Source organism: Enterococcus olivae, from assembly GCF_053760925.1.
Genome location: NZ_JBSMVT010000009.1, coordinates 48285 through 73972, shown reverse-complemented (window position 1 = coordinate 73972; position 25688 = coordinate 48285). Strand labels below are relative to the sequence as shown.

Sequence of the window (25688 nt, the reverse complement as noted above, 5' to 3'; positions counted from 1 at the left end):
GATGAAAAATCAATTTCTCTCTGTTATACTTAAATATAAGAAATGGTTCAGTGTTATTCTAACACGAAATAGGACCAGTGTTAAAGAGAGAGTGATAGAAGAATGGGAAATCTTAAGATAGTTACTGATTCATCTTGTACAATGAAAAAAAGTGTGAGAGATCGCTTGAATATACATGTCGTTCCATTGTCTGTAATGATCGACGGTATGGTTTATCCAGATACGGATGATCTGACTGGTGAAAAATTTATGGAAATGATGGCTGAATCAAAGGAACTACCAAAGACCAGTCAGCCACCAATTGGTGAATTTGCCGCACTTTATGATGAACTTGGAAAAGATGGCAGTGAGATTTTATCTATTCATATGACAAAGGCATTGAGCGGGACAGTCGAGGCTGCTAGACAAGCGAGTAACCTTTCTAAAAGTAGTGTGACTGTGATCGATTCAGATATGACAGACCAGGCGTTGTCCTTTGCTGTGATTCGAGCAGCAGAACTAGCACGGGAAGGCAAAAGTTTGGACGAGGTTCTGCCAGTAGTAGAAAATCTTTTAAAAAATACGAAGCTGTTCATTGGTCTTTCTACCTTGGAAAACTTGGTGAAGGGTGGACGGATCAGTCGAGCAAAGGGAATGCTATCCAGCATTCTCAACATGCGTGTAATCATGGAGCTGAAAAATGCAGAACTGTTGCCAGTGGTCAAAGGACGGGGGCCAAAGACTTTTAATAAATGGTTCCAAGAGTTAAAAACAGAATTGAAAAATAATCCGACGATCCAAAAAATAGGTATTTCCTATGCAGGCGGTATAGAACAGTCGGAGAAGTTCAAGGCAGAGTTACAGGAGATCTTTCCTAAGATGGAAATTTGTGTGCTCCATACGACACCGATCATTGCTACACACACTGGTGAAGGTGCTTTTGCGATCATGTACTATTCAGAATAAGCTAATAGGACTGGATGTTGAGGATTTCTTCAAGCATCCAGTTTTTGTTTGAACTGCCTAATGGAATTTGTAGGAGTGAAACTCACAGTTGGTCTCTTTAGGAATCCTTCTCGTGTTACCGAACAGCCAGGAGCTTTCCAAAAAGTCTTTAAAGAGATCTTTTGGCTCAGGCAGATTTTCGAACAAAAAGATAGAAATTTCGTTGCTTTTATTTTTTTTACTGAACCACATAAAAACTAGCTTAAGTAAAAAATAAGTTTCAGGAAAGCTCAGTATGTTTTTTTTCTTTTTTCTGATAGAATAGCATGTAAACGAAAAATTAGGAGGGGGAAGTAATATGAAGCTTGAAAAAATACTAGGCACTTTGTTTGGTATTGCCTTGCTCGCTTTCTTGACTTTTTTGATTCTTCATCAAAGTTTTCCAAAAGCATCCCCTCGTTTAGAGATTGTTTCAGAAACAAGCACAAACAAAAACAAAGAATCTATCCGTTATGCCGCTCTGGGTGATTCCTTGACAGAAGGTGTTGGGGACGCAACGAATCGAGGAGGATTTGTCTCGCTAGTTTCCAATTCCCTGCAGGAAGAATTTTCTCTAACGAGTGTAGAGGTAGAAAATTACGGTGTTGCTGGAGAAAGAAGTGACCAGATTTTAAAAAGGTTGGAAGAAGGAAATGAAATCCAAAACAATATGCAAAAAGCCGATATCATTACCTTGACAGTGGGCGGAAACGACTTGATGAAAGTGATTCGTAGCAATTTGTTTGGTTTATCTGTAGAGTCTTTTAAAAAACCTTTGAAAAAATATCAGAAAAACCTGACCGAGATTTTGACAGACATTCAAGACTTGAATCCCAAAGCACCGATTTATGTACTTGGAGTGTATAATCCTTTTTATGTGAACTTTCCGGAGATCACCGATATGGAAACAATCGTTGATAACTGGAATGATGGCACTAAAGAAGTCATTGACCAAATGGAGCACATCTACTTTGTTCCAATCAATGAAGTAATCTCAAGAGGACTGGGTCAACCAGCGATTGTTGCTTCAGAAGAAGAGACGACATCTTCTAATGAGGAAAGTAATGATCTAAATATAGTGAAAAACAACCTACTTTACGACAAGGATAAATTTCATCCAAACACTATTGGGTATCAACTGATGGCCAATGAAGTGAAAACGACCATTGCTCGTACACAAAAAGAATGGTTGCCAAAGGAGAATGAATAGAATGGAAGAAAAAGAGACGACAAAAAAAGCGTCCAAACGCTTTTCCTTTGCCCAACTGAATAAATGGAAAGTTGCTTTTTTTGCCCTGATTGCAATTGTGATTGGTAGTGGTATTTTCTTATTCACTCGAATCACAGAAAAAAGAGAGCTGGTCCAAGCTGAAATTCCAGCACTAGTAAACCGTGAAGGAAGTCCTGTCCTGAATATTCGCAGTAATAAGGAACAAATCAATGCCTTGATTGCTTTTTATTTGGATGAATACCAGAAGGATTCGGATGTTCAATATGACTTTGTTTTGGAGAATGAAGCACTTTTAACAGGTGAATTTAAGATTTTAGGGTTTCCAGTGACATTTTATCTTTATTTTGATCCTTATGTGATGGATAATGGGAATGTACAACTAAAAGCAACGAGCTTATCGATTGGAACGCTGGGTGTTCCGATCAATGAAGTGATGAAAATGATTCAACGCAATCAGTCATTGCCAGAATGGATCGAGATCGATCCAAAGGAGGAAACTGTCATGATTCGTTTAGATCAGTTTCGCATGCAAAATGGTTTATTTATCAAAGCCGATAAAATTAATTTGATCGATGACGAGATTCAAGTGAGCTTGTATTTGCCTGAATCCGAGAAGGAGTGAGAAAATGATGGAACGAGCGATTTTTGCTGGAGGTTGTTTTTGGTGTATGATTCAACCCTTTGATGAGTTACCGGGGATCCATTCTGTAATGTCCGGCTATACGGGAGGACACGTGGAGAATCCAACTTATGAACAGGTTAGCAGCCATACGACCGGTCATACAGAAGCAATAGAAATAATTTTTGATCCAGAATTGATTTCATACAAGGATTTAGTAGAGCTCTACTGGCAGCAAACAGATCCCACAGATGCATTTGGGCAGTTTGAAGACCGTGGTGACAACTACCGTCCAGTGATTTATTACTTTAGCGAGGAACAAAAGAGAATCGCTGAAGAGAGCAAACAAGCGCTTCAGGAATCAGGCCGTTTTGACAAACCAATCGTTACGACGATTGAACCGGCAGAAACCTTTTATCTTGCTGAGCGTTATCATCAAGACTACTACAAAAAGAACCCTGCGAACTTTGAGCGCAATCATGCTAGAAGAGCAGCGTTCTTAAAAGAAAATTGGTGAGTTGAAAATGAGAAGAAGTTTTTATCATTATTTGATGACACTTAAAGGACCTAGTCATATCGATGAGGAGCAGATATTTGCCACTCATGCGAGCCATGATATCCAGTTTCCGAAGCATACAGATGATTACGAAGAGGTCTCCAGTTATCTGGAGTTGAACGTTGATTATTTAGAGAACATGGATCTTTTTGATCGAATTTGGGAGAAATATCAAGACAACAATCGTTAAAAAGTCTAGCCGGAAGATAGGATAGAGGTCTCAGCAGACTTTTGCACTATCTTCTTTTTGATTGTGGTATGATGCTAGAAAGAAGAAAAATGGCTAGTATTTAGTTTGGAGGGAAACAATGGAGAAAAAACAAGTGCCTTTCCATAGATATATTGTTTCATTGATTTGTGTCGCTATTATTTCTGGTGGAGCAGTCCATATTAGCCAAAGCAATCCTAGATTGGCTTCTGAATCACAAGGGACAGGCAATGATGAGTTAGACAAAGTCCATGCACTATATCAGACACTTCAAGAGAGTTATTATGAAGATGTAGATAAAGACGCCTTGATCGAAGGGGCCCTCAAAGGAATGACGGAGGCTTTGGATGATCCCTATACGACCTATTTAGGTAAGGAGGAAGCAGAAGAACTTTCTGGTTCCCTTTCAGATAGCTTTGAAGGCATCGGAGCGACCTTGACAATGATCGATGGCCTGCCCGAAGTTGCACAGGCACCAGTGAAGGACAGTCCAGCTGAGAAAGCTGGTTTGAGATTGCACGATCAGATCTTAAAGGTCGATGGAGATGAAACCTTTGGAAGAGAATTGACCGAGATCGTACAGACGATTCGTGGAGAGAAGGGAACTGTTGTCAACTTGACGATCAAAAGGGCTGAAGAAACCTTTGATATAGCAATCACTCGAGGAACAATCCCAATTGCTTCTTTGCATGCGGAGATGGATGAGAATCAGGAAGTCGGAAAGATTCAAATCTCAAGCTTTAACGAAAGCACAGCCAAGGAATTGCGAGAAGCGATCGAAAAATTAAGAGAGGACGGCGCCTCTTCCTTTGTGATCGATCTCAGACAAAATCCAGGTGGTTATCTGAATCAGGTAGAAGTCATGGCAAGCATGTTTTTAGAAGATGGTCAGACGATTGTTCAATTTTCAACCAATGATCAGATCACGGGAGAAAGTAAAGCTTCTAAAGAACTAGACGGTGGTTTTAAAGTGACCGAGCCTGTCGTTGTGTTAGTAGATGGTGGCAGTGCCTCTGCTTCTGAAATTTTTGCAGCCGCATTGAAAGATTCTGCTGATGTTCCAATTATAGGAACACAGACTTTTGGAAAGGGGACGGTTCAATCAGTGAGTGGTTTTGGCGATCAAAGCGAGTTGAAAATGACTGTTCAGAAATGGTTGACACCCAATGGTGACTGGATCAATGAAAAAGGTCTTGAACCAACTGTAGCGGTTGATTTTCCTGAGTATGCGTATCTGCCTCCGCTTCCAAGAGGTATTACTTTAAAACGTGGGGATGCATCAACGTCTGTTAAAAATCTCAATGCTTTTCTTCAGGCATTAGGTTATGATACAGAAGGTGAGCATTTTGATGAAATAACAGAAGAAGCTGTCAAAGATTTACAGGCAAAAGAAGAAGTAGAAGTAACTGGGCAAGTAAATGACGAAACAGCAACTTTGATCGAAATAAAAATCACTGAGGAACTTCGTCAAACCGATCAAATGTATCAAAAAGCAGTCGAAACATTAATGAAAGAGTATCAATGATGAAACTAGATGAACTAAAAGACAAAAAAAACAGCTTGATCGAATATTTTTGGATGATTCTCAAATATACTTTTTTAGCAGGTGGAATAGCATTATTGATTAGAGGGTTTTTACTGATCCCTGTCCCCGTGGAAGGAAACTCGATGGAGGAAACTTTGCAGCAGGGAGATATGGTTTTAGTAGAAAAAATTTCTGAGATTGACCGTTTTGATGTTATCGTTTTTCAATTGGCAGATGGAACAAATTACATCAAACGCGTGATTGGATTGCCTGGTGATACGTTATATTATGAGGATGATCAATTGTATGTCAACGGTGAAAAAATTGACGAACCTTTTCTCGCCACTGGACAAGAGGATACAATGATTCCATTTACTTATGATTTTACCTTTGAGGAATTAATGGGGGTAGAAAAATTAGGAAAAGATAGTTATTTTGTGATGGGAGATAACCGAAGATTGTCTAAAGACAGCCGTTCATTCGGCGCCATTTCAAAAGAAGACATCCTAGGGAAAGCATGTGTCGTCTATTATCCTTTTTCTCATATCAAACTTATTTAGAGATCTCCAGCTTTATGGCTGGAGATTTTTTCATGCAACAATAGAAAAAGCATGCAATTTTTATGCAACCGGTTTCGCTGGGCTCCACTTTATGTTATTCTGAGTAAAAAGAAAAGAGGGATCGTGTGAAAAAATGTTTGTATAGTTTTCTTGTTTTAAGTTTATGGACTTTGACAGGATGTCAGTTGAATACAAAAGATACATCGTCAGCAAATAGTGAAACTTCTCAAGTAGATACAGATCTGTATCGCAACTTTTATCAAATTTTTGTGGGAAGTTTTTATGATAGTGATGGTGACGGTAGTGGTGATTTAGCTGGAATCACTGAGAAGCTGGATTATTTGAATACAGGAAAGGCAGATTCTACAGATGATTTGAAAGTCAATGGTATTTGGCTGACACCTGTAATGCCTTCGCCCAGTTATCATAAATACGATGTGGTCGATTACTATGATATTGATCCAGTATTTGGAACAATGTCTGATTTTGAACAATTGATCGAAGAAGCAGATCAAAGAGGTATTGGTGTTATTATCGATTTGGTGATCAATCATACATCCAGTGAACACCCTTGGTTCCAAGCAGCATTAGCCAGTTTTGGAGAAGATGCAACTGAGGAACAGCAAAACTATCGGGAGTATTATCATTTTTCTGAAGTATCGCAAGCAGGCTATACGAAATTAGGTAATGGCTGGTATTATGAAAGCCAGTTTTGGTCAGGGATGCCTGACTTAAATCTAGATAATCCAGATGTTCGCAATGAAATCGAAAAAATGAGCCACTTTTGGCTAGATAAAGGTATAGCTGGATTTCGTTTAGATGCAACTAGTCATTTTTTTGAAAATGATGTACAGAAAAATGTTGAATTTTTACACTGGTTTACAAATATGGTTAAAGAGTATAAAGAAGACGCATATCTTGTAGGGGAAGCGTGGGAAGATGGAACAATCATTGAAGAATTTTATGGCAGTGGATTGGATAGTTTCTTTGATTTTCCTTTCTCTCAGGGAAGCGGTACTGGAGTGATTACAGAAGCAGTGAAAGGGCAAAACGGCAAACTTCTAGGTGTTCGTGCCACAATGTGGGACGAAAAAATAAAAGTTAAAAATGCAGAAGCGATCGATGCGGTGTTTTTGTCAAATCATGACAATAACCGCTCTGCGGAAATGTTTGATACGTTGGAACAGAAAAAAATGGCTGCAAATGCGTACTTGTTATTACCTGGCAATCCATTTATCTATTATGGTGAGGAAATCGGCATGACAGGAAGTGGGATCGATGAAAATAAACGGTTGCCAATGATGTTCACTATTTCTGAAGAAGGACAACCAGATCCTCCTGAAAATGCTACAGTCATGAGTGAAACAGATGGTGGAACGGTAGAAGAACAATTACAAGATGAACAGTCGCTTCTGCGTTGGTATCAGCAAATATTGAGAGTGAAAAACAATTATCCAGTTATCGGACGTGGTGAAGTGACTTTACTTCCATCAGCTGAACGCAGCATTGCTTTGTTCAGCTACAAGGATGACGATCAGGAAGTGTTGGTCCTGCACAATTTGGCGGAAGAAGAAATCAAACTAGAGTTACCGGATGAATACAAGCAGTTTACTATCGTTGAACAACTGTCTGTTTTAGGAGAAAAAGGTAAATTAAAGAAACAATCAGTTAAGATTCCAGGTATGACTACGCTAATTATATCAGAATGAAAAAAACGCGCTGAAAGCCATTTTTTGCTTTCAGCGCGTTTTTAAATATAATTTTTGATAGGCGCAAATGTTTTACGATGAATAGGCGTGATGCCGTGTGCAGCCAACCCCTCCAGATGCACTTTTGTTCCGTACCCCGCATTTTTATCAAAACCATAATACGGATAGCTTTTATGGTAGTCTTTCATCATTTGATCTCGATAGACTTTTGCAATAATGCTGGCAGCTGCAATTGAGATTGAACGGGCATCTCCTTTAATGATTTTTTCCTGTGGGATATCTATGTCCAGATGCATCGCATCAATCAATAAGTGCTCTGGTCGAGGAGAAAGTTGATTGACAGCCTGGATCATTGCCTGTTTGCTCGCCTGATAAATATTGATTCGATCGATTTCTTCTGGAGATATGATGCCAATACCGATCGAAAGAGCATGGATCTTGATTTCTCGTGCTAGTTCAACGCGTTTCTTGTCGGATAATTGTTTGGAGTCATTTAGACCAAGAATCTCATGATCTTTAGGTAAAATAACAGCAGCAGCGACAACAGGACCAGCAAGAGGGCCACGGCCAACTTCATCAATACCTGCGATCAGATAGCGACCCTGAGCATGACAGTGACGTTCAAATTCTTGCATTTGTTGATATTTTTCTTTGATTTTTCGTTCTTTCTCCAAACGTTTTTCAAGCTGGATCAAAAGTTTTTGGACACCTTGACGGCTGTCTTCGCGTAATGAAATAACATAGATATCTTTCAGGGAAGAAACATTTAACAGCTTGTCTTTAATCACAGCAATCGATTCAGGTTTCATCTGACACCACTCCAATTTCTTCATAGCGGTCCAAAGTATAACGACCTAGTTTTCCTTGACGAATATCATGGATCACTCGTTCACTTCCTCGAGCATAATCATCTCGAAATCCTTGTTTTTCAGTGATTTTCATCAGCATTTCAGGAGCTAAGAATGCTATTTCTTGTTCATTCAGTCCATAACGCTTGCTTAATTGTGATGGATAGTAGCGGGCAAAATAATCTAACCCAAAGATTGCAATATCATCCAGATGCAACAGCTGGTCTTTGATCGCACCTGTCAATGCAAGTTTTTTACCAATCTCCTGATCTTCAAATTTAGGCCATAAAATTCCTGGTGTATCTAATAATTCTAGTTCTGTTCCATACCGCAGCCATTGCTGTCCTTTGGTTACCCCTGGTTTGTTTCCAGTCTGAGCAATTTTTTTGCCAGCTAAACGATTGAGCAAGGTTGATTTTCCTACATTGGGGATACCGATGACCATTGCGCGGATTGCGCGAGGTTTTAATCCTCTTCTACGGTCGCGTTCGATTTTTTCTTTCAATGCCTCTTTGGCTTTAGGTACGATATTTTTAACCCCTTTATTGTCTTGCGCATTGATAGCCAAGACATGAAATCCTTTGTCAGTAAAATATTTTTCCCATTGTTTTGTTTGGATTGGATCAGCCAGATCCGCTTTATTGATCAAGACTAAGCGTGGTTTTTGCTGCAGGATCTGATCCAACATGGGATTCCGAGAAGACAAAGGCAAACGCCCATCGACCAATTCAAAAACGATGTCGACATATTTTAATTTTTCGCTTACTTCTCTTCGTGCTTTCGCCATATGGCCGGGAAACCATTGAATTGCCATACTTATCACTCCTCGTAAAATATATTTTAGAAAGATAAATTGTTTCTTTCTAAGTGTTTCATTTAAATTTTAAATATAACAACATTCCTTGCGGAATATGTTTCGATATTGTTGAATTTCTCAGATACAATGGATGTATGGAAAGGATCCATCGGGAATTTGCTACTCACTCCTGTAGCTTGGTCTACGTCGATAAGTCTGTTGCCCGAGCCATTGTTATCACTACCAACACACTAGCTGTTTCGATTGTATTTTGGACTTCTGGATAGTAGACCAGAAGGCAGCTTCCAGAAAGCAATCATTGTATTCTCTTAGGCGAGGTTGTGGTTACACAATGAGCTTCTGGGAAATCCCACAGTATCGAAGCAATTTTCCAAATACAAAATGAAAGGAGGTCCTTCCATGAATCTCTATGTTGGTTTAGACGTTAGTTCTGAGAAATTAGATGTTTGTTTTTTATCAGATGATGATCATTTGACTATTCTTGAAGAAATCACTTTGGGCAACGATATGAATGGTGCGACTGCTATCAAAGAAAAAGTGATTGATTTTCAAGAAACCTACGACTTTCATCAAGTAATTATTGGTATGGAGTCAACCTCCATGTATAGTTTCCATCCAGCTATGTTTTTCAATCAAGACAAAGAATTACAAACGATGAATACGTTAGTAACCATTGAAAATCCTTTTCGGATTAAGCAATTCAGTCGTATGTTTGATGAAGATAAAACCGATCGTAACGATGCCTTTAGAATCGCAGATTTCTTAAGAATCCAACGGTTTACTACTTCACCAATCAAAGAAGAAAAGTATATGGCTCTTCAACGTTTGACGCGCACTCGTTATCAGTTAGTGAAACAACTCGTCCGCACAAAACAACACTTTCTTGAAAATCTCGCGTATAAATGTAATACCTTAACACGAGAATTAAAAGAACTGGATGGGACGACGTCTGTTTTTAGCTCATCCGTCATGTCTTTAATGACTGATGACTACAGCTTGGACGAACTAGCTGAAATGCCTTTACAGGATTTCGTCACTTTACTTCAAGAAAAAGGCAAGGGGCGGTTTAAAAATCCAGAGGCATTAGCCAAAGCAATCCAACGAGCCATTACCATGTCTTATCGCTTAGGAGATATTGCTCAAGAATCGATTGATATTGTCCTGAGTGTCTTAGTTCGTGAAATACGTGCACTAGAATCAAGTATTAAAGACTTGGATAAAGCGATTGAACAACTGGTCGTTGTCCTTCCAGAGTATCAATGTTTAACCAGTATCCCTGGTGTTGGAAAAGTTTATGCCGCGGGCATGATTGCTGAAATCGGTCAAATCGAAAGATTTGAAGACCAAACCAAACTTGCGAAATATGCTGGATTAAGCTGGAAAGTCAAACAATCTGGGAATTATCAATCGGAGAATACCCCTTTAACGAAACAAGGGAATCGGTATTTCCGTTACTACTTAGTTGAAGCTGCCAACTCAGTGAAACGCTATTTACCGGAATTTCAAGAATTTTACTTGAAAAAATATAAAGAAACACCGAAACATCAACACAAACGAGCCCTCGTCTTAACTGCAAGAAAATTTACGCGTCTGGTGGATGTACTACTACGCAACCACCAACTCTACACGCCACCAAGGAGCGTGATAGATAAATAACATTTCGTTATTGACGCAATCCTTGAAACGACCCGAAAAAAAATTAATTTTGGTCGGGTTTAGTTCAGTGCGCTTCAAAACTAAATCATCAGGAAAAATCTTTTGAAATTTTATCTTGACTTATTACCACTAGACTCATCTTCAACTAGTATGAACGTTTCTACGCATGTTTAATCATAGCTGTTTTCCAGTAGGGACTCAAGTTTTTTGTAAAGAAAAGAAAGAACGTTTTTTGCGTAAATTAAGATATAAGGGGGAGATGTCGTTGGATTTTTGGAAATTAAGTGACATAGAACGTTTGATCTTTAAGCTGACCTACTGTAAAGGAATCGGTATTGCTGGAAAATGGAAAGTTCGGTTATTGGCTGAACAGCTGCAAACAACAAGCTTTTCTTTAGAGACACTGATTAAAGTTGCAGGGATTCGGCAATTCCAAGCAGCTTTTAAAAAAAGCTGGTCGGAGATTGACGACCAGTGGCTGGCTGAACAAGCAGCTAACCAAAAATTTGTCAGTTGGTTGTCAGTAGAGTATCCGTCTCAGCTAAAGCATTTTATTCATTATCCATTGTTTTTATTTTACAGTGGTCAACTGGATCTACTTCAGTATCCACAGCTTTCTTTTGTGGGAGCAAGGCAGTCTACTCCCTATGCTACAAAAGTCCTTCATCAGTTTATACCTAAGATCGTTGAAAAAAATTTTGTGATTGTTAGTGGACTGGCAAAAGGTGTGGATCGCTGCAGTCATGAGGTAGCGATTTATTCAGGAGGTTCTACGATCGGAGTCATAGGATGTGGCTTGGATATTTGTTATCCTCAGGAAGTGCTACCCTTATTTGAGGAAATGAAGAAAAAACATTTAGTTTTAAGCGAATACCCGAAAGGAACGAGGGTTCAGCGTCATCATTTTCCGATGAGAAACCGGATCATTGCTGGATTGAGTCAGGGAACTTGTGTCATAGAAGCCAAAGAAAGAAGCGGTTCTTTGATTACAGCGCAACTGGCGATGGAATACGGCAAGGAAGTATTTGCTATTCCTGGAGGAATTGTCAGCGGTCAGTCTAATGGATGTCACCGATTGATTCAAGACGGGGCCAAATGTGTTTGTGTGGTGGAAGATATTCTTGAAGAATTACCTTCTTTCTAATCGCGGTTGCTTTTCAACTGCGATGAAGTCAAGTGGATCCGGTCATCTTAAGCTTCAAATAGGCTTCAAATGAAGCTTTACTACAGTTTACTCGTTGCAGGACAGAGCTAAGTAAAAGTAGCTATAAAATGTGAAGATTTCTAACTTTTTTTCAAATAGATTCAACCACTGTTCTTGACAAAAGATTTTCTAATAGATATGATAGGCTACGATTTGTTGTTACTGACAATATTCAGATATTATATAGTAGGAAATTTTTAGGAAGGAGCCATTCATGTATGGCCTATAAGTATTTGGTGATTGTGGAATCACCAGCGAAAGCAAAAACGATCGAGAAATATCTTGGGCGAAATTACAAAGTTGTAGCCAGTGTTGGACATATTCGCGATTTACCTAAAAGTAAAATGGGCATCGACGTAGAAAACAATTATGAGCCTCACTACATCTCGATTCGCGGTAAAGGAGACGTCATCAAAGGATTGCGTTCAGCCGCTAAAAAAGCCGAAAAAGTTTATCTCGCAAGTGACCCGGATAGAGAAGGGGAAGCAATCGCTTGGCATTTAGCCTTTTTGTTAGGTTTAGACTTAAATGAAAAAAATCGAGTGGTCTTCAATGAAATTACAAAGGATGCTGTCAAAGCAGCCTTTAAAGAACCTCGTACGATCGACCTAGATCTTGTGGATGCGCAACAGGCCCGCCGGATACTTGATCGCTTGGTAGGATATTCGATTAGCCCAATTCTGTGGCGTAAAGTTAAAAAAGGGTTGAGTGCAGGTCGCGTACAATCAGTCGCGTTGAAGATCATTATTGATCGTGAGAAAGAAATTCGTGATTTTAAACCAGAGGAATATTGGAGTATCGATGGAAACTTCAAAAAAGCCCGCAAAAAATTCAAAGCTGCTTTTTGGGGTTTGGATGGCAAGAAAAAGAAACTGCCAAATGCTGAAAGTATCAAAGAAGTCACTCAGCGAATTGATGGCAAAGAGTTTGAAGTCAAAAAAGTTGAGAAAAAAGAACGCAAACGCAATCCAGCAGCGCCATTTACTACCAGTAGTTTGCAACAGGAAGCGGCTCGTAAGCTGAACTTCCGTACACGCAAAACGATGATGGTCGCACAACAGCTTTATGAAGGGATCTCACTTGGTCGTCAAGGAACAGTTGGTTTGATCACCTACATGCGTACCGACTCCAAACGAATCTCAGATTCAGCTAAAACAGAAGTGACAGAATTCATCGAAACAACTTACGGCAAAGAATTTGCTGCACATGGTGGCAAAAAATTAAAAAATGTACAGGGCGCGCAGGATGCCCATGAGGCGATCCGACCTACCAGTGCTTTGCGTACACCGGAAGAAATGGAAAAATTTCTGGATAAAGACCAGCTGAAGTTGTACCGTTTGATCTGGTCTCGCTTTGTTGCTAGTCAAATGACACCAGCTGTTTTAGACACCATGAAAGTCACGCTGGACCAAAATGGTGTACAGTTTATTGCCAATGGTTCTAAGATCAAGTTCAAAGGATTTATGCAAGTCTATGTCGAAGGTCGTGATGACGGCAAAGAAGACAAAGAAAATATCCTTCCTGAATTAGAAGTCGGTGAGATCGTCCAATCAGTGGATATCGAACCAAAACAACATTTTACACAACCGCCAGCACGTTTTAGTGAAGCAACACTGATCCGTACACTGGAGGAAAATGGTGTGGGACGTCCGTCTACCTATGCCCCAACTTTGGAGACTATCCAAAGACGTTACTACGTAAAATTGGCTCAGAAACGTTTTGAACCAACAGAATTAGGTGAGATCGTCAATACATTGATTGAGGATTTCTTCTCACAAATTGTGGATGTCCATTTCACTGCTGAAATGGAAAACAATCTGGATGAGGTTGAAGAAGGGAAAGAAGACTGGATCAAGGTTGTGGATCGTTTCTACCGTCCGTTTGAAAAAGAGTTAGAAAACGCGGAAGAAAAGATCGAAAAAATTCAGATTAAAGATGAACCAGCGGGATTTGATTGTGAACTTTGTGGTCATCCAATGGTGATCAAGCTGGGTAGATATGGTAAGTTTTATGCGTGTAGTAATTTTCCAGAGTGTCGCAACACCAAACCGATCGTAAAAGAAATCGGTGTGGAATGTCCAGTGTGTCATAAAGGACAAGTCGTTGAACGCAAATCGAAAAAGAATCGTCTCTTCTATGGCTGTGACCGCTACCCCGAATGTGAATTTACTTCATGGGACAAACCAGTAGGACGTAATTGTCCGAAATGTGATCATTATCTGGTTGAAAAGAAAGTTAAAGGCGGTAAACAGGTCATCTGTCCAGAAGGTGATTATGAGGAAAATGTACAAAAATAAAAAAGGACAGCTTTCTGTCCTTTTTGATTCTAAAGGAGAATGTTATGAAATCAGTAAATGTCATTGGTGCGGGTTTAGCTGGAAGCGAGGCTGCTTGGCAGGTTGCTCAGGCTGGTGTGCCGGTCAATCTATATGAAATGCGCCCTGTTAAATCAACGGAAGCACATCATACAAGCAATTTTGCAGAATTGGTTTGTTCTAACTCATTGAGAGGAAACAACCTGACCAATGCTGTGGGCGTGTTAAAAGAAGAAATGCGCCGTTTGGATTCTGTGGTGATTACTTCCGCCGATCAAACGGCTGTACCGGCAGGTGGTGCTTTGGCTGTAGACAGAGATGCGTTCTCTGAGTTGATCACTAAACGTGTCAAGGAGCATCCGCTAGTAACAGTGGTCGCAGAAGAAGTAACAGAGATTCCAGAAGGGATCACAATCATTGCGACAGGACCGCTGACTACAGCTCCTTTAGCGCAAGCAATCAAAGATTTCAATGGTTCTGACGGTTTTTATTTTTATGATGCAGCAGCGCCGATCATTGATAAATCAACGATCGATATGGACAAGGTCTATTTGAAATCTCGTTATGACAAAGGGGAAGCAGCCTATTTGAATTGTCCGATGACCGAAGAGGAATTCAATGCCTTTTACGATGAATTGGTGGCAGCTGAGGTTGCTGAGTTGAAAGAATTCGAAAAAGAAATCTTTTTTGAAGGCTGTATGCCGATCGAAGTTATGGCAAACCGTGGACGTAAAACGATGCTGTTTGGTCCAATGAAACCAGTGGGCTTGGAAGATCCTAAAACCGGTAAACGACCTTATGCCGTGATCCAGCTGCGCCAAGATAATGCTGTGGCAACCTTATACAATATCGTTGGTTTCCAAACACACTTGAAGTGGGGCGAACAAAAGCGTGTCTTCCGCATGATTCCAGGCTTGGAGAATGCTGAAATCGTTCGTTATGGTGTGATGCACCGCAATAGCTTTATGAACTCTCCGGAATTACTTCAGCAAACATATCAGTCACGTTTAAGAGATGATTTGTTCTTTGCAGGACAAATGACTGGAGTTGAAGGTTATGTTGAAAGTGCTGCTAGCGGATTAATAGCTGGAATCAATGCTGCTAGACTGGCAAAAGAAAAAGAACCTATCACCTTCCCACAAGAAACGGCTATTGGAGGTATGGCGTATTATATTACCCATGCGTCAGGCAAACATTTTCAGCCAATGAATGCGAATTTCGGTTTGTTCCCTGAATTACCAGAACGAATCAGAGACAAGAAATCACGTTATGAAGCAATTGCCAATCGTGCTTTGGAAAGCTTGGAAAATAAAAAAACAGAATTGAATTAAGCGTATAATGAAATGACTGGGCAGTTGAGCTATCCAGTCATTTTTTGATAACGATAGTTTTCTAGGTCTTAAGTAGTATCTTTTTATTTTTTCTTGAAGGCATACAATTGATGCGATATCATTATACTATAAGATAACAAAGAGAGGAGAAAAGCCAATGATCACTTCTACCATCGATTTTTTAAATGGATTGATTTTGACACAGCCACTGTACATCAAAGCGATTGTTTGGATCATTTTCTTCCTGTTGGTTATTTTTGCTTTGTATCTGTTAAGTGCGGCTCTTTTTTTTCCATTGATGTTTCTTTACAATCAATTGACCGATAAAAATGAAAGCAATGTATTGGGAAAAGAAGATTATTTACTTGGAGAACTGACAACAAGGCTTCGCGGTGACTTCGTTGGAGAAGTTATTGAGATTGGCAGCGGCACAGCGATCTCTGTTTATCCAGCAAAATTTTATCGTGAGGAAGATCGAAAAAGTGATTTGGTGCTTCCGGCAGGTACAAGAGTATTGATTATTGATTTCGATCCGCAAGGTGTTGCTTTAGTTGTCAAAAGCAATAATTTTTAAGAATAGGAGTGGTAGATGTGTTAGAATTTTTAGGTAGTCCGATTTTTTGGGGAATTGTTGCTTTTATAGCAATTCTTATTTTCTTAATGGTAAGATACCGAATTGGAAAACCCGATGAAGCATTGATTGTTACAGGTTCGTTTTTAGGAAAAGAAGGCATTAAAATTCTTAAAAATAGTGGAACTTTCGTCATTCCAATCGTTCAAAAATCTCATAAATTGAGTTTGTTGACGCATAAATTAGAAATTGGTACACCAGAAGTATATACTGAACAAGGTGTTCCGATTCTGGCAAGTGCCACGGTTCTAGTAAAAGTTGGTAACAGTGTGGAGTCGATCAAAACAGCAGCAGAACAATATTTAGGAAAATCGACTGGGGAATTGGAAGATGAAGCGCAAGAAGTACTGGAAGGTCACTTACGTGCGATTTTAGGTACGATGACGGTTGAAGCCATCTACAAAAACCGGGATGATTTTGCTGAACAGGTACAAGAAGTTGCCTCTACAGATTTGCGAAAAATGGGTTTGGAGATCGTTTCGTTCACAATCAAAGATGTAACAGATCCAAATGGTTATTTAGATGCTTTAGGTCGTCCACAAATCGCTGAAGTAAAGAAAAATGCAGAAGTGGCAGAATCCAATGCTCTCCGTGAAACACGAATCAAGCAAGCTGAAAATGAGCAGCTAGCACAACACGAAGAAATCCGTCGCAAAACAGAAATTGCAGAGGCGACGAAAGAAATGCAATTGAAACAAGCACAATACAAACAAGAACAGGATGTTGCGGTAGCGAAAGCAGAACAAGTAGCAACAGGTGAAAAAATGAAAGTCCGCTTGATTGAACAAGAGAAGAATATCGAGATTCAAGAAAAGCAAGCTGAATTAAGTGAAAAAGAATTGAATGCAACGCTTCGTAAAAAAGCCGAAGCCGACAAGTATGTCGCAGAACAAAATGCCTTAGCTGATAAAGCCAGAGAAATTGCAAAAGCTGAAGCGGAGGCTGAAAAAATTCGTCTCGCGGCTGAAGCAGAAGCAAGAAAAATCGAAAAAATCGGGGCAGCAGAAGCTGATAAAATCGCTAAAGTTGGTCAAGCTGAAGCGGAAAGTAAAGAAAAAATGGCACTTGCACTTCAAAAATTGAATGAAGCAGGTATTTTAATGGAATTCATTAAAGTTCTTCCGGAAATCGCGAAAGAAGTCAATGCTCCTATTAGCAATATTGATAAGGTCGTTAGCTTTGGCGGTGGAGACGGTCTTCATGAAATGGGAGAAGCAGGTCTTGCTCGGACATTCGACACGATCAAAGAAACAACTGGTCTGGATTTAGTTGGTTTGATCAATGATACCATGGCTGCAAGGCAAGGAAACAAAGAAATCGTTCAAGCAATCAGTGAGAAAGAAGTTACACCGGCTATTGTTGCTGAGAACAAATAAAAAATAACTAACAAAAGTTTGCTGAAGGGGTTTCAAACCATTTGGCAATCTTTTTTTCTTGAATTAGAATAACGTATTTTAGAAAAATTTCAGGAAATTCTATGTAAGTATTCATAATTGTGAAGTTTCTTTGAAATATTGATTAAATTCTGACAATTCATTTGTTTTTTTGATAGGTCTATGCTACAGTTAAGAGGATTTAGATTGGAGGAAGAGTGATGGCATCAAGGAACTGGCCAAATGAATTTTTCCGCTATCTTCTGGTAGAACGTGGGTATTCTGATAAAACACTTCAAGCATATAAAGAGGATATGCAAGTTTTTTTTGATTTTTTAGAAAATTCTGGTGACAGCAATTTCTTGGATATCGATCATCGGGACGTCCGAGTGTATTTAGCTGAATTAAATGACAAAGAATATAGTCGTAATACAATTGGTCGAAAAGTGGCTAGTTTGCGCTCTTTTTACCAATTTTTACTGAAACAGGAAGTTGTGACTGAGAACCCTTTTTCCTACATTCATTTGAAGAAAAAGAGTATCAAACTGCCACGATTTTTTTATGAAAAAGAAATGGAAGCCCTTTTTGACAGTGTCGAAGGAACAGAACCTCTGCAGCAAAGAAATCGGGCATTGTTGGAAATTCTTTATGGTTCGGGTTTGCGGGTAAGTGAGTGCGCTAATTTATCATTACAGGATATTGACTGGATAAGCGGCGTCTTGCTAGTAAACGGAAAAGGGAGCAAACAACGCTATGTTCCTTTTGGCGCATATGCTCAAGAAGCTCTGACGATCTATTTGGAACAGAGTAGGCGCCTGCTTATGGAAAAGTACCATAAAGAGCATGAGTTTGTATTCGTGAATCGTTTGGGAGATCAGATCACACCAACAGGTATCGAATATGCGCTGAATCAGGTGATCCGTAAGAGTAGTTTAGATAGCCAGATTCATCCCCATATGCTACGTCATACCTTTGCGACACATTTATTGAACAATGGGGCCGATATGCGAACGGTACAGGAATTACTGGGGCATGCTAATTTGTCAACAACACAAATCTATGCGCATGTCACGAAAGAAAGTTTACAAAAAAATTATCGACAATTCCACCCCAGAGCTTGAATCAAGAAAAAAAGAGCATGATAAACGTTTCTCGTTTGTTTTGCTTTTCTATATATTTAGGAGGAAGATCAATATGGAATCACAATTTCATTCAACAACGATCTGTGCTGTTGAAAAGGACGGCAAATTTGCAATGGCTGGTGACGGTCAAGTTACGATGGGAGAACAAATCGTTATGAAAGGAACTGCCAAAAAGGTTCGCAGAATTTACAACGGAGAAGTGATCGTTGGTTTTGCTGGAAGTGTGGCAGATGCCTTTACACTTGAAGAAAAATTCGAGGGTAAATTGAATGAATACAATGGCAATCTCCAACGGGCAGCAGTCGAGCTGGCTCAAGAATGGCGCACGAATCGATCTATGCAAAAGCTGGAAGCTATGCTGATCGTCATGAACAAAAATGAAATGCTACTTGTATCAGGTACCGGAGAAGTTATTGCCCCAGACGATGGTATTTTAGCCATTGGCTCGGGAGGTAATTACGCTTTATCTGCTGCCAGAGCAATGAAAAAATACGCAGGACAAGATATGACTGCCAAAGAAGTCGCTGAAAACGCACTGAATATCGCCGCTGATATTTGTGTGTTTACGAACCATAATATTATTGTAGAGGAATGTTAGATTTATGATGAATCAAAATATATCACCCAAGGAAATCGTTTCTGAGTTGGATCAATATATCGTTGGTCAACAAGCAGCCAAAAAATCTGTTGCTGTTGCTTTGCGCAACCGTTATCGTCGTTTGCAGCTTGAAGAAAAAATGCAGGAAGAAGTAACACCTAAAAATATTTTAATGATCGGGCCAACTGGTGTCGGAAAAACAGAAATTGCCCGTCGCTTGGCGCGAATCATTCAGGCTCCTTTTGTGAAAGTAGAAGCAACTAAATTTACAGAAGTCGGCTATGTTGGTCGTGATGTTGAATCCATGATTCGGGATCTGGTGGAGCATGCGATCCAAATCGTTCAAAAGGAACAATACAAGCGTGTCAGAATCCAAGCCGAGAAAAAAGCCAACCGTCGTCTTGCAAAAGTACTGGTACCGGGAATCAAGAAAGAACAAAAACAGGGTTCTAATCCTTATGAACAAATGATGAGCATGTTCAACAACATGCAAAAGCCAGAAGAACCTTCAGAAGAATTAACAGATGAGATCCGAGTAAATCGCCAAACTATTTTTGAGCAATTGGAACGCGGTGTTTTGGACAATCGAGAAGTGACGATCGAGGTTGATGAACCGAAGACGCAAGGGGCCATGATGAACAATGGTCTGGAACAAATGGGAATCGATTTGAATGAGACGCTTGGTGCGTTGAAACCTAAGAAAAAAATCGAGCGAACAGTCACCGTCAAGGAAGCTCGAGAATTACTGATACAAGAAGAATCTTCAAAATTAGTCAATGACGCAGATATCCATAGTGAAGCTTTGCGTCTGGCGGAGTCGAGTGGGATTGTTTTTATCGATGAGATTGACAAAGTGTCTTCCAAGTCGCAGCAATCTGGCGAGGTTTCTCGAGAAGGTGTTCAGCGAGATATCCTACCGATCGTAGAAGGCTCACAAGTTAATACCAAGTACGGTCCATTACAAACAGATCATATTCTATTCATTGCTTCTGGCGCGTTCCACTTGTCTAAACCAAGTGACCTGATTCCTGAGTTGCAGGGACGTTTCCCGATTCGTGTAGAACTGGATGATTTGACTGCTGAAGATTTTGTCAAAATTTTGAAAGAGCCAAACAACGCATTGGTCAAACAATACATTGCCTTGCTGGGAACAGAAAATATTCAGGTGACCTTTACTCTGGAGGCAATCGAACGGATCGCAGAGATCGCATTCCAAGTCAATCGCGATACGGATAACATTGGTGCACGTCGATTGCATACTATTTTGGAAAAACTTTTAGAGGATCTATTGTTTGAAGCTTCTGATATGCAGATGGCTGAAATTACAATCACTGAAGCATATGTAAATGAAAAATTGGCAGATATTGCCAAGGATGAGGATCTAAGTCGTTATATTCTATAAAACCAAAGGAGAAAAAGATGACTACACTTTTAGAAAAAACCAGACAAATCAATGAATTGTTACAGCAAAAAAATACCTTCAATACGGATTCGGATCTACCTTACGACAAAATGGCCAATATTTTAGGGGATATTTTGGACAGCAATTCTTATATCATCAGCAGTGATGGTAGTCTCTTAGGATTTAACGAGAAGCATGATGTCAATAATGCCCGTGTCAAAAATATGTTTGTGGAAAAACAGTTTCCTAAAGCCTATACAGATATGGTGGGTGATCTAAATGTGACAGAAGAAAATATTACGATTGAAAGTGATATGACAGCTTTTCCGATCGAATCCAGAGATCTTTATCCAGACGGTTTGACGACGGTGGTCCCTATTTTTGGAGCCGGCGAACGTCTAGGAACAATCATTCTTTCAAGGATCGATGATTCCTTCAGCGAAGAGGATCTTGTTTTGGCCGAGTACGGAGCAACAGTAGTTGGCATGCAGATCTTGTACCAAACTTCAAGAAACATTGAAGATGATATCCGTAGTGCTACGGCTGTCCAAATGGCTGTCAATACTCTATCCTATAGCGAACTGAAAGCCGTTCAGGCAATTTTCAATGCGCTTGAGGGCGATGAGGGACGTTTGACCGCTTCCAATATTGCTGATGAGATTGGCATCACTCGTTCTGTAATCGTCAATGCGTTAAGAAAACTGGAATCAGCGGGGGTCATCGAGTCACGCTCACTGGGAATGAAAGGAACCTATTTGAAAGTCTTGAATCACCGATTTAAAGCAGAACTAGAAAAAGCTTAATTGTAAGGAGGAAAGGAAATGGATATCACAATCGAAACACCTCACTTAACAGCTGTTATTCGCTCTAAAGGTGCTGAGTTGATCAGTTTAAAGAGCAAGGAAACAGACATTGAATATATCTGGCAGGCTGATCCGAAACACTGGGGAAGACATGCACCTGTTTTATTCCCAATCGTTGGATCATTGAAAGACAATCAGTATCGCTATCAGGGAGAAACCTATCAATTGTCGCAGCACGGTTTTGCTAGAGACATGGAATTCGAGTTACTGGAACAAACCGATGAAACAGCCAGCTTTCTACTGGAAAGTAACGATGAGACGAAAAAAGTGTATCCATTTGATTTTCGACTGATTCTCATTTATGAATTAGGAGGAGACGGACTGGTCGTAAAATACAAGGTTGAAAACCCAGCAACAGAAGACTTGTATTTCTCGATCGGTGGACATCCAGCTTTTAATGTACCTTTGGAGGAAGGCTTAACTTTTGAAGATTACTTTCTGACTCCGTCACCGATGAAGTCAAGAGTCAATTTGCCCTTAAAGGGAGGTCAAATCGATTTAGATCAGCGAACATTGGGACAAACCAATACCAATATTGCACTGACGCATGACCTTTTCAAAAAAGATGCCTTGATTTTTGAAACAAAAGGATTGAATTCTTTTTCGATCCGTAGTGAAAAATCATCCCACAGTGTTACGCTTTCTTACAACAACATGCCTTATGTAGGGGTCTGGTCGACCTATCCAGTAGAATCACCTTTTGTTTGCATTGAACCATGGGAAGGCGTTGCCGATACAGTGACTTCAACGGGTGAACTGACTGAAAAATTAGGGATTCGCAAATTGGATCCAAAAGAAATTTTTGAAACGAAATACTCTATCACGGTGAAATAAAAAAATAAGCTGGAAGATCCAGCTTATTTTTGCTTATTCAAACCAAAAGGAACCTTGTTTTCTGTTCCATCTTTGATACGTTGAATGTTCTCTTTGTGGCGATAAAAAATAAAAGCAGTAACAGCAACTGCAATGATCGTCAGTAGCCAGTCGTGTGTCGGTAGAATCACCGGTGCAATAGCGGATAAAAAAATCGTTGATAAGGTGATCAGGACTGCCGCGATCATACTTGAAAGGCTGACCATACTAGTAACAAACAGTGCAACGACGAAAATTGCTGTCGAGTACAGGAAGAACAGTGGTTGATAGGCTAACAGCATGCCGGCACTTGTTGCAACGGCCTTGCCGCCTTTGAAGCCAACAAAAATCGAAAAGGTATGACCTAAAATAGCTGCGACGCCAAACCATAAAGGATTGAGTGTTGTTTCATGGAAAATCATAGGTAGGCTAGTAGCTAGCGTTCCTTTTAGGATATCCATCGCCATCACAACGATCCCGGCCTTTTTTCCTAGTACACGAAAGGTATTGGTAGTTCCTGTGTTTCCGCTGCCAAAGTCACGTATATCTTTTTTGAAAAAAAGCTTTCCGATCCAAACACCAGAGGGAATCGAGCCTAATAAATAGGCAGCTAAAAATAAAAGAATAATTTTCATAATGACCAACTTTCTTTGAAGGACTAGAGCAATTTTAGCATGAAAAAAAATTTGCAACAATACAAATGATCAAAATTTTTAAGGAGGATAACAGATGAGTTTTCAAAATCCGGATCAACAAGTGATCCAAAGCTATTTAAAAGAAGCAAAAAACGTTGCTGTGATTGGTTTGAGCAATAAGGAAGACCGTACCAGTCATCAGGTGGCAAAATTTTTGCAGGAAAAAGGTTATCGCATTTTGCCAGTTAATCCGGTTTTAGCAGGACAAGAAATATTAGGAGAAACTGTCTATGAGCAGCTACAGGATATCCCTGAAAAAATCGATATTGTGGATATTTTTAGACGAGCAGAATTTTTACCGGAGATCGCCAAAGATTTTCTAGAAACAGATGCGAAAGTCTTTTGGGCACAATTAGGGATAAAAAATGAAGAAGCCGCAGAAATTTTGCAACAGGCGGGTCGTACGGATATTGTAATGGATCGTTGTATTAAGATTGAATTAAAGGAAATGGCGTAAATAAATAAGAGAGGGTGCTTTCTTAGAATTTTTTCTTCTTATTGAATTTTTTTTGCTTAGTTCCTTGAAGATGATGTATAATGATTCGAGTAAATTTGGAATTTAAAGGAGCGTTCGCTTTGGTAAAAAGACAAACCAATGAATACAATGATGCCTCGATCCAAGTGTTGGAAGGATTGGAAGCTGTAAGAAAAAGACCTGGGATGTATATCGGCTCTACAGACAGTCGTGGTCTGCATCATTTAGTTTATGAAATTTTCGATAATGCTGTCGATGAAGCACTGTCAGGTTACGGAAATGAAATTAGTGTAACGATCCATGAGGATAATAGTATCACTGTTAAAGATAGCGGTCGGGGAATGCCGGTCGGAATGCATGCTTCAGGGATTCCAACTGTAGAAGTCATTTTTACCGTGTTGCATGCCGGAGGAAAATTTGGTCAAGGTGGCTATAAAACATCCGGTGGACTCCATGGTGTTGGAGCAAGTGTTGTCAATGCGCTTTCTAGTTGGCTGGATGTAACGATCTATCGTGATGGGATTGAGTATCGTCAGCAGTTCAAAGAGGGTGGGAAACCTGTAGGAACCTTGAAGAAAGTCGGTAAAACAAGGAAAGCTAATGGAACTAGTGTTCATTTTTTACCAGATGCAACGATTTTTTCAGTCACCAAGTTTTCTTACGAAACATTGGCAGAGCGACTACGTGAGTCGGCTTTTCTGCTTCGTGGTGTAGAGATCACTTTGACTGATTTACGAGGAGAAGAAAAAGTCGAAGAGCTCTTTCACTATGAAGAAGGTATCAAAGAATTTGTTGATTACTTGAACGAGGAAAAAGATACTTTGACACCGGTTGCTTATTTTTCAGGTGAAAAAGAGGGGATCGAAGTCGAGATTGCTTTTCAGTATAATGATGGTTTCTCTGAAAATGTTCTGTCCTTCGTCAATAATGTGCGTACGAAAGACGGTGGTACACATGAAGTCGGCTTCAAAACGTCCATGACAAAATCTTTCAATGAATATGCCCGCAAAGTCAGTTTGCTGAAGGAAAAAGACAAAAATTTGGAAGGTAGTGACTTCCGTGAAGGATTAGCAGCGATCTTGTCGGTCCGTATCCCGGAAAATCTATTGCAGTTTGAAGGTCAGACCAAGGAAAAATTAGGAACACCGATCGCGCGCAGTGCAGTTGATAATGTGCTGGGAGAACAACTGGGTTTTTATTTGCAAGAAAACAGTGAAATGAGTCAAATGCTGGTTCGAAAAGCGGTCAAAGCCCGTGAAGCAAGAGAAGCTGCCCGTAAAGCCCGAGAAGAAAGTCGGACTGGAAAAAAACGGAAGAAAGGTGAGTCCTTGCTTTCTGGAAAACTGACACCGGCGCAATCTAGAAATCCGCAAAGAAATGAGTTGTATCTAGTCGAAGGAGACTCAGCGGGTGGATCAGCCAAACAAGGGCGTGACCGTAAATTTCAGGCGATTCTTCCTTTGCGGGGAAAAGTCATTAATACAGAAAAAGCGAAAATGCAGGATATATTGAAAAATGAAGAGATCAATACAATGATCTATACGATTGGTGCGGGTGTAGGTGCTGAATTTGCCGTAGAAGATTGCAACTATGACAAGGTGATCATCATGACCGATGCTGATACAGACGGCGCCCACATCCAAGTGCTGTTGCTAACCTTCTTTTATCGCTACATGAAGCCGTTGATCGAAGCAGGCAAAGTCTACATTGCTTTGCCGCCTTTGTACAAAGTCTCTAAGGGTTCTGGCAAAAAAGAAGTCGTTGAGTATGCTTGGACAGATGAAGAACTGTCTAGAATGACTGAGAAAGTCGGACGCGGCTATATGCTCCAACGATACAAGGGTTTGGGGGAGATGAACGCTGAACAGCTGTGGGAGACGACGATGGATCCCGAAACAAGAATGCTGATTCGTGTTCGAATCGATGATGCGGCCCAGGCAGAACGTCGTGTCACGACCTTGATGGGTGATAAAGTAGAGCCTCGCAGAAAATGGATTGAGACTCATGTACAGTTCACATTAGAAGAAGATGGCAGTATTCTTGAGAAAAATGAGGAAACTGCCCCATCGGTCACACCAGAAACAGTTCAAGAGTTGAATTTATTTGAGGAATAGG

Annotated in this window: 24 protein-coding genes; 21 read left to right on the top strand and 3 right to left on the bottom strand. The window is 40.0% G+C overall.

Annotated features, from left to right (window positions below; genetic code table 11):
* The first annotated feature begins 102 nt into the window (after positions 1-102).
* From ACWODM_RS07915 to ACWODM_RS07880, 8 genes are all read left to right on the top strand, one after another.
* Complete coding sequence (locus tag ACWODM_RS07915) at positions 103-945, top strand: DegV family protein (RefSeq protein ID WP_455320837.1); 843 nt, start codon at positions 103-105, stop codon at positions 943-945.
* A gap of 337 nt (positions 946-1282) precedes the next feature.
* Positions 1283-2173 (top strand): SGNH/GDSL hydrolase family protein, encoded by an 891-nt coding sequence (locus ACWODM_RS07910; RefSeq protein WP_455320836.1) that lies wholly within the window; start codon positions 1283-1285, stop codon positions 2171-2173.
* Position 2174: 1 nt separating this feature from the next.
* Positions 2175-2816 (top strand): YpmS family protein, encoded by a 642-nt coding sequence (locus ACWODM_RS07905; protein ID WP_455320835.1) that lies wholly within the window; start codon positions 2175-2177, stop codon positions 2814-2816.
* Between the two features lie 7 nt (positions 2817-2823).
* On the top strand, positions 2824-3330 hold the full coding sequence (gene msrA / locus ACWODM_RS07900) for a peptide-methionine (S)-S-oxide reductase MsrA (RefSeq protein ID WP_455320868.1): 507 nt from the start codon (positions 2824-2826) through the stop codon (positions 3328-3330).
* A 7-nt stretch (positions 3331-3337) separates the two neighbouring features.
* A complete protein-coding gene (locus ACWODM_RS07895) occupies positions 3338-3559 on the top strand; it encodes a YozE family protein (RefSeq protein ID WP_455320834.1) in 222 nt (73 codons plus the stop codon).
* Between the two features lie 118 nt (positions 3560-3677).
* The gene (locus ACWODM_RS07890) at positions 3678-5102 is read left to right on the top strand and encodes a S41 family peptidase (RefSeq protein ID WP_455320833.1); all 1425 of its coding nucleotides are present in this window, start codon (positions 3678-3680) and stop codon (positions 5100-5102) included.
* Entirely contained in the window at positions 5102-5662 is a 561-nt protein-coding gene (lepB, locus tag ACWODM_RS07885; protein ID WP_455320832.1) for a signal peptidase I, read from the top strand. The genes ACWODM_RS07890 and lepB overlap by 1 nt, the downstream gene beginning before the upstream one ends.
* A gap of 125 nt (positions 5663-5787) precedes the next feature.
* Positions 5788-7371 carry an alpha-amylase family glycosyl hydrolase gene (locus ACWODM_RS07880; protein WP_455320831.1) on the top strand — a complete coding sequence of 528 codons (1584 nt, stop codon included), beginning with the start codon at positions 5788-5790 and terminating at the stop codon, positions 7369-7371.
* 41 nt (positions 7372-7412) lie between these two features.
* On the opposite strand, the gene ACWODM_RS07875 is transcribed toward ACWODM_RS07880, so the two are convergent.
* Complete coding sequence (locus ACWODM_RS07875) at positions 7413-8180, bottom strand: ribonuclease HII (protein WP_455320830.1); 768 nt, start codon at positions 8178-8180, stop codon at positions 7413-7415.
* The gene (ylqF, locus tag ACWODM_RS07870; RefSeq protein WP_455320829.1) at positions 8170-9033 is read right to left on the bottom strand and encodes a ribosome biogenesis GTPase YlqF; all 864 of its coding nucleotides are present in this window, start codon (positions 9031-9033) and stop codon (positions 8170-8172) included. Before ylqF ends, ACWODM_RS07875 begins: the two co-directional genes overlap by 11 nt.
* 402 nt (positions 9034-9435) lie before the next feature.
* Between ylqF and ACWODM_RS07865 the strand changes: the two genes are divergently transcribed.
* From ACWODM_RS07865 to ACWODM_RS07815, 11 genes are all read left to right on the top strand, one after another.
* Positions 9436-10692, top strand: a complete 1257-nt coding sequence (locus ACWODM_RS07865) for an IS110 family transposase (RefSeq protein WP_455320828.1) — start codon at positions 9436-9438, stop codon at positions 10690-10692.
* A gap of 265 nt (positions 10693-10957) precedes the next feature.
* Positions 10958-11836 carry a DNA-processing protein DprA gene (dprA, locus tag ACWODM_RS07860; protein WP_455320827.1) on the top strand — a complete coding sequence of 293 codons (879 nt, stop codon included), beginning with the start codon at positions 10958-10960 and terminating at the stop codon, positions 11834-11836.
* Between the two features lie 278 nt (positions 11837-12114).
* The gene (topA, locus tag ACWODM_RS07855; RefSeq protein WP_455320826.1) at positions 12115-14193 is read left to right on the top strand and encodes a type I DNA topoisomerase; all 2079 of its coding nucleotides are present in this window, start codon (positions 12115-12117) and stop codon (positions 14191-14193) included.
* A 44-nt stretch (positions 14194-14237) separates the two neighbouring features.
* Complete coding sequence (trmFO, locus tag ACWODM_RS07850; protein WP_455320825.1) at positions 14238-15542, top strand: FADH(2)-oxidizing methylenetetrahydrofolate--tRNA-(uracil(54)-C(5))-methyltransferase TrmFO; 1305 nt, start codon at positions 14238-14240, stop codon at positions 15540-15542.
* Between the two features lie 157 nt (positions 15543-15699).
* The gene (locus tag ACWODM_RS07845; protein ID WP_455320824.1) at positions 15700-16116 is read left to right on the top strand and encodes a hypothetical protein; all 417 of its coding nucleotides are present in this window, start codon (positions 15700-15702) and stop codon (positions 16114-16116) included.
* A 17-nt stretch (positions 16117-16133) separates the two neighbouring features.
* Complete coding sequence (locus ACWODM_RS07840; protein ID WP_455320823.1) at positions 16134-17549, top strand: flotillin family protein; 1416 nt, start codon at positions 16134-16136, stop codon at positions 17547-17549.
* A gap of 218 nt (positions 17550-17767) precedes the next feature.
* On the top strand, positions 17768-18667 hold the full coding sequence (xerC, locus tag ACWODM_RS07835) for a tyrosine recombinase XerC (protein ID WP_455320822.1): 900 nt from the start codon (positions 17768-17770) through the stop codon (positions 18665-18667).
* Positions 18668-18740: 73 nt separating this feature from the next.
* On the top strand, positions 18741-19286 hold the full coding sequence (gene hslV, locus ACWODM_RS07830) for an ATP-dependent protease subunit HslV (RefSeq protein ID WP_455320821.1): 546 nt from the start codon (positions 18741-18743) through the stop codon (positions 19284-19286).
* A 7-nt stretch (positions 19287-19293) separates the two neighbouring features.
* Entirely contained in the window at positions 19294-20688 is a 1395-nt protein-coding gene (gene hslU / locus ACWODM_RS07825; protein WP_455320867.1) for an ATP-dependent protease ATPase subunit HslU, read from the top strand.
* A gap of 17 nt (positions 20689-20705) precedes the next feature.
* On the top strand, positions 20706-21491 hold the full coding sequence (gene codY / locus ACWODM_RS07820; RefSeq protein WP_455320820.1) for a GTP-sensing pleiotropic transcriptional regulator CodY: 786 nt from the start codon (positions 20706-20708) through the stop codon (positions 21489-21491).
* An 18-nt stretch (positions 21492-21509) separates the two neighbouring features.
* Positions 21510-22385, top strand: coding sequence for an aldose 1-epimerase family protein (locus tag ACWODM_RS07815; RefSeq protein WP_455320819.1), 876 nt, complete (start codon positions 21510-21512; stop codon positions 22383-22385).
* A gap of 23 nt (positions 22386-22408) precedes the next feature.
* Here the strand turns inward: ACWODM_RS07815 and plsY are convergent, their stop codons facing one another.
* Complete coding sequence (gene plsY / locus ACWODM_RS07810; protein WP_455320818.1) at positions 22409-23038, bottom strand: glycerol-3-phosphate 1-O-acyltransferase PlsY; 630 nt, start codon at positions 23036-23038, stop codon at positions 22409-22411.
* 94 nt (positions 23039-23132) lie between these two features.
* Here plsY and ACWODM_RS07805 point away from each other — a divergent pair, with 94 nt between their 5' ends.
* Both ACWODM_RS07805 and parE read left to right on the top strand, forming a co-directional pair.
* A complete protein-coding gene (locus tag ACWODM_RS07805; protein WP_455320817.1) occupies positions 23133-23555 on the top strand; it encodes a CoA-binding protein in 423 nt (140 codons plus the stop codon).
* 119 nt (positions 23556-23674) lie between these two features.
* Positions 23675-25687 (top strand): DNA topoisomerase IV subunit B, encoded by a 2013-nt coding sequence (gene parE / locus ACWODM_RS07800; protein WP_455320816.1) that lies wholly within the window; start codon positions 23675-23677, stop codon positions 25685-25687.
* Position 25688 lies beyond the last annotated feature (1 nt).